Origin of the sequence: Nitratidesulfovibrio oxamicus, from assembly GCF_015731765.1 — a bacterium.
Classification (GTDB): domain Bacteria; phylum Desulfobacterota; class Desulfovibrionia; order Desulfovibrionales; family Desulfovibrionaceae; genus Cupidesulfovibrio; species Cupidesulfovibrio oxamicus.
In genome coordinates this window covers 2,501-4,983 of record NZ_VRYY01000177.1, presented here as the reverse complement: position 1 = coordinate 4,983, position 2,483 = coordinate 2,501, and the positions used below count along the sequence as shown (strand labels likewise).

Annotated in this window: 2 rRNA genes (1 of these 2 cut by a window edge); both read right to left on the bottom strand. The window is 54.8% G+C overall.

The features are described 5' to 3' along the window. Positions 1–19: 19 nt before the first annotated feature. Positions 20–134, bottom strand: a 5S ribosomal RNA gene (gene rrf / locus FVW20_RS07470). Between the two features lie 103 nt (positions 135–237). Further along, positions 238–2,483, bottom strand: a 23S ribosomal RNA gene (locus FVW20_RS07465); it runs 682 nt beyond the window's last position.

The window sequence follows — 2,483 nt, the reverse complement described above, 5'->3', positions numbered from 1 at the left end:
GCATCCCTTTGAGAATAAGTGCTGGCATCGGCCTACTTTCCCACGCAAGAGTACGCAGTATCATCGGCGATGGAGGGCTTAACTTCCGAGTTCGGAATGGGATCGGGTGTACCCCCTCCTCCATGGACACCAGCACAAATTTCTGGTCACCGTCCGGGAAGGCTGGCTATTGTGCGCCGCCACATCGTCCGGGACCGAAAGATGTAATCAAACAGGGTGGAAAGGAAGTGTAGAGAAGAAAACAAGGCGCACGGGCTATTAGTACTGGTCAGCTGAATGCGTCACCGCATGTATACCTCCAGCCTATCAACCGGGTTGTCTACCCGGGCCCTTCAGCTCCGAAGAGAGGGAGACCTTATCTTGAGGCAGGCTTCCCGCTTAGATGCTTTCAGCGGTTATCCCTTCCGCACATAGCTACCCTGCTGTGCCACTGGCGTGACAACAGGACCACCAGGGGTGCGTCCATCCCGGTCCTCTCGTACTAGGGACAGGCCCTCTCAAGTCTCCTACGCCCACAGAAGATAGGGACCAAACTGTCTCACGACGTTTTAAACCCAGCTCGCGTACCACTTTAAACGGCGAACAGCCGTACCCTTGGGACCTGCTTCAGCCCCAGGATGTGATGAGCCGACATCGAGGTGCCAAACCGCGCCGTCGATATGAACTCTTGGGCGCGATCAGCCTGTTATCCCCGGCGTACCTTTTATCCAATGAGCGATGGCCCTTCCATGCGGAACCACCGGATCACTAACGCCGACTTTCGTCCCTGCTCGACATGTCTGTCTTGCAGTCAAGCTCCCTTATGCGTTTGCACTCGACGCCTGGTTTCCGATCAGGCTGAGGGAACCTTTGCGTGCCTCCGTTATTGTTTGGGAGGCGACCGCCCCAGTCAAACTACCCACCAGACACTGTCTCCACCCCGGGTAACGGGCATGGATTAGAGCCTTAGACTTGCAAGGGTGGTATTTCAAGGTTGGCTCCCCCCATACTGGCGTACAGGGTTCACAGCCTCCCACCTATCCTACACATGCAAGCCCAAAACCCAATGTCAAGCTATAGTAAAGGTGCACAGGGTCTTTCCGTCTTTCTGCGGGTACACGGCATTTTCACCGCGACTTCAATTTCACCGAGTCTCTGGCCGAGACAGTAGGGAGATCGTTACGCCATTCGTGCAGGTCGGAACTTACCCGACAAGGAATTTCGCTACCTTAGGACCGTTATAGTTACGGCCGCCGTTTACCGGGGCTTCGATTCAAAGCTTCGCTTGCGCTGACCTCTCCTCTTAACCTTCCGGCACCGGGCAGGCGTCAGTCCCTATACGTCGTCTTGCGACTTAGCAGAGACCTATGTTTTTAGTAAACAGTCGCCACCCTCATTTCTCTGCGGCTCTCGTGGGCTTAGAGAGTAAATCCTTCACCCATAAGAGCACCCCTTCTTCCGAAGTTACGGGGTTATTTTGCCGAGTTCCTTGGCCAGAGTTCTCTCGAGCGCCTTGGGTTATTCACCCCACCCACCTGTGTTGGTTTCCGGTACGGTTCGCACGCGCTAAACTTAGGAGCTTTTCTAGGCAGTAGAGGCTCAACAGCTTCAGACCTTGCGGTCACGGACTCGCGTCTCGGCCTTGAAGAGGGCGGATTTGCCTACCCTCAAGCCTACCTGCTTGCACCGGCTAAGCCAACAGCCGGCCTGCCTACCTTCCTGCGTCCCTCCATCGCACACTCGCGCAAGTACGGGAATATTAACCCGTTTTCCATCGGCTACGGCTTTCGCCCTCGCCTTAGGGACCGACTAACCCTGGGAAGATTACCTTTACCCAGGAAACCTTGGGTTTACGGCGAACAGGTTTTTCACCTGTTTTATCGTTACTCATGTCAGCATAATCACTTCCCTGCAGTCCAGCATGCCTTCCGGCACACCTTCTGCCCGCAGGGAACGCTCCCCTACCGATCGCCTGAGCGATCCCGAAGCTTCGGTACCATGCTTAGCCCCGTTACATTTTCGGCGCAGAGTCATTAGACCAGTGAGCTATTACGCTTTCTTTAAACGATGGCTGCTTCTAAGCCAACGTCCTGGCTGTCTGAACAACTCCACCACCTTGACCACTGAGCATGGATTTGGAGACCTTAGCTGTCGATCTGGGCTGTTTCCCTTTTGACGACGGACCTTCGCACCCGCCGTCTGACTCCCGGGGTACATCTTGGCGGCATTCGGAGTTTGAAAGGGTTTGGTAATCTGGTGAGACCCCTAGCCCTGTCAGTGCTCTACCTCCGCAAGACAATTTCCCGAGGCTATACCTCAATATATTTCGGGGAGAACCAGCTATCACCGAGTTTGATTGGTCTTTCACCCCTATCCACAAGTCATCCAAAACGTTTTCAGCCGTTACTGGTTCGGTCCTCCACACGGTTTTACCCGTGCTTCAACCTGCTCATGGATAGATCACCCGGTTTCGGGTCTACTCCGCCCAACTTAGCGCCCTTGTC